General features: G+C 40.2%; 4 protein-coding genes. All 4 read left to right on the top strand.

What is annotated here, in order from left to right:
* On the top strand, nt 1-470 hold a 470-nt coding region (locus M72_RS12425; RefSeq protein WP_055068444.1), incomplete at its 5' end, for a response regulator transcription factor.
* Between the two features lie 16 nt (nt 471-486).
* Complete coding sequence (locus M72_RS12420) at nt 487-996, top strand: VanZ family protein (RefSeq protein ID WP_055068443.1); 510 nt, start codon at nt 487-489, stop codon at nt 994-996.
* Nucleotides 997-1,009: 13 nt separating this feature from the next.
* A complete protein-coding gene (locus tag M72_RS12415) occupies nt 1,010-2,074 on the top strand; it encodes a sensor histidine kinase (protein ID WP_055068442.1) in 1,065 nt (354 codons plus the stop codon).
* Between the two features lie 140 nt (nt 2,075-2,214).
* On the top strand, nt 2,215-2,627 hold a 413-nt coding region (locus M72_RS12410), incomplete at its 3' end, for an ATP-binding cassette domain-containing protein (RefSeq protein WP_141652742.1).

The raw sequence follows: 2,627 nt of genomic DNA, 5'->3' as shown, positions 1-2,627 counted from the left end.
TCATAATGCTAACGGCTAAAATTGAGGAAACGGATAAAATAACGGGGCTGACATTGGGAGCGGACGATTATGTGACAAAACCTTTTCGCCCACTTGAAGTAGTTGCCAGAGTGAAAGCGCAGTTAAGACGTTACAAGAAATATTCGCCCGGTATCATCACAGAGAAAGTTCCATCGGAACTTTCCTATAACAAATTGTGCTTGAATGTTCAGACCCACGAATGTTTGTTGGATGGGGAACCTGTTTCTCTAACCCCGACAGAATTTTCTATTCTCCACGTCCTTTTGTCAAATGCTGGGAATGTTGTAAGTATTGAAGAACTGTTTCATGCGGTTTGGAAAGATGAATACTACTCTAAAAACAGCAGCACAATTACTGTGCATATCCGGCATCTGCGCGAGAAACTGAACGATACTTCCGATACTCCGCAGTATATTAAAACGATTTGGGGTGTCGGCTACAAAATTTAAGCGAAAGGAGTACGCTATGAAGAGAAAATCAAATTGTTTGGCAACTATTTTATTCTTAATTTATCTGGCACTTCTGGTTTGGATCATACTGTTCAAACTACAGTTTTCAATCAGTGATCTGGATAAAGTAAGGAGTATAAACCTTATTCCTTTTCACTATGACAAAGAAGTTGGCGCAGCATTTCACTTAACAGAGGTACTCGAAAATTTCTTGATTTTTGTTCCTATGGGCATTTATCTTCAAATGCTTCTGCCAAGAACAAAATTATATGTGAAGTTCATGCTGATTGCTGGAACAAGTTTTTTATTGGAAACTATGCAGTATATCTTAGCAGTCGGACGTTCTGATATTACTGATGTACTTACAAATACGGCAGGTGGTCTTTTGGGGCTTGCTGTATATTCGATGGCAGCCCGGTTAATTGGAAATAGAATAAAAGCAAACAGACTGTTTTCCATTCTGGCAGGCATAGTAAGTGTTGCCGTGATTGGTCTGCTTGGCTTTCTTCTGTTTGCTAATCGGTAGGAGGTGTATTCTCATGTCGAATAAAGAAATGACAACAGAAAAGCGCCTTAAAGTGCGCTTATACCTATCATTGCTGGTTTATACCGTTGTTGGATATGGTTTGACCCTTATCTTGGACTACATCTTTTCAAAATTTGACAACGGTATTTTTGCATGGCTCTACTGGCGGCTTGATCTGCTTTTTATTTTGTATCTGATGCTCGGCTTTATATGTATCTTCAATTACTATTGGAAAAAGCCGTGGGGCTATCTGGATGAAGTAATTGACGCAACCCAAACGGTCTATGAGCAGAACAATCATACAGTATCGTTGTCTGAGCCACTGAAAGAACTGGAGGAACAGCTCAATCAGATTAAAATGTCTGTTCTGTTGAGCAAACGGGCTGCAAAGGAGGCAGAAGAAAAGAAAAATGAAATTATTATGTATCTGGCACATGATATACGCACCCCTCTCACAACGGTAATCGGCTATTTGAGCCTGCTCCATGAAGCCCCTGACATGCCTGAACAGCAAAAGGAAAAGTATGTAAAAGTTGCGTTGAATAAGGCAGAACGCCTTGAAAAGCTCATCAATGAACTTTTTGAAATTACCAAGTACAATGCACATAAGGTCATTATCAAAAAAGAAAATGTAGATTTACATTGTTTGATTGCGCAGGTAATAGATGAAATATACCCGACACTCTCTGCAAATGGCAACACGGCGGTATTTACTGCGGAGGACAACTTATCTGTGAATGCTGATCCCGAAAAGCTGGCGAGAGTTTTCAGTAATCTTTTACGAAATGCTGCGTCATATAGTTACCCGCAGACAGAAATCACTATATCCGCCAAACGGTTAGAGCATGATATTCAGATCACTTTTGAAAATCGTGGAAAAACAATTCCACAGGAACAGCTTAACAGTATATTTGAAAAATTCAATCGCTTGGATGATGCTCGGCTTTCTAATACAGGTGGTGCGGGACTTGGCCTTTCTATTGCGGAAGAAATTATACATTTACATGGTGGAAAGATTACTGCATCCAGTCAAAACGAAACCATAGACTTTGTGATTACATTACCCCTTTCCGCTTAGGAAAATAAGACTGTGATCTTAGGAATTACTTAGGAATTTAAGCGTGTGATTTTTGAGATTGAAAAGCCTTTGTTCGGTACAATGATTATCGAACAAGGGCTTTTTATTGTTCAGCTGAAGCAAAAGAAAGGAGTGTAAGCATGGAACTGAAAATAGAGCATTTAAGCAAGCAGTTCAAAGACAAAACAGCAGTAAATGATGTCAATCTGACATTGACTCCCGGCATTTGGGGACTTTTGGGAGCGAATGGTGCAGGGAAAACCACGCTCATGCGCATGATTGCCGATATTATGATACCAACCAGCGGAGCAGTTTACTATGACGGAAAAAACATTCGAGAGTTGGGTGAAGTCTACCGAAGCAAGTTTGGCTTTCTGCCGCAGGACTTTGGGTATCACCGGGATTTTACGGTCAAAGATTATTTGGAGTATGTGGCTGCGCTGAAAGATATTCCCACAATGGCAACTACCAAAAAGATCAATCATTTGTTGGACATTCTTTCGCTCTCCGATGTGAAAAAGAAAAAAATCTCCAATCTGTCAGGCGGCATGAA

This window comes from Roseburia faecis (assembly GCF_001406815.1).
GTDB classification, from domain to species: Bacteria; Bacillota; Clostridia; order Lachnospirales; family Lachnospiraceae; genus Roseburia; species Roseburia faecis.
This window is presented reverse-complemented; position numbering and strand designations above follow the sequence as displayed.